The sequence below is a fragment of the Petrotoga sp. DB-2 genome (assembly GCF_054051725.1).
This window is the reverse complement of the sequence record NZ_JBSVZD010000088.1, coordinates 1-390: the sequence shown is the minus strand read 5'-3', so window position 1 is coordinate 390 and position 390 is coordinate 1. Positions and strand designations below refer to the sequence as shown.

Annotated in this window: 2 pseudogenes; both read right to left on the bottom strand. The window is 41.3% G+C overall.

Going from position 1 to position 390, the window contains the following annotated elements:
- Positions 1-278, bottom strand: a pseudogene (locus ACW9JY_RS10565) (ABC transporter permease); the annotation flags it as partial.
- A gap of 7 nt (positions 279-285) precedes the next feature.
- Positions 286-390: pseudogene (locus ACW9JY_RS10560) on the bottom strand (ABC transporter permease); the annotation flags it as partial.

The following is a 390-nucleotide window of genomic DNA, read 5'->3' as shown; positions in this document are numbered from 1 at the left end:
ATTATCGCTATCACCCTCGATATTCCTGAGGCTATTAACGCTATCGTTAGTGAGTTCCTTATCGCAAATGTAGATTGCCAGAATAGGTCTTGCCCTTGCGATGTCGTTCCAAATATGTGTGGCCAACTGGGTGGTTTGTCCCTAGGAACCACGTTCCACCTTAGTGGATCGTATGGCGAGAAGAATGAGAGTATTGACATTAAGGCTAAAATACATATTACTATGAACGCAAATCTGAACCTTCCATCTTTCATTAGTTCTTTGAATCCTTCCAACATTATCACCTCATCTGTACCTTACTCTTGGGTCAAAGAGTGGATATATTAGATCTATTATGAGCGTTGCTGACGCTATCCCTATTACCGATAACGAGACTACCCCTATTATTAG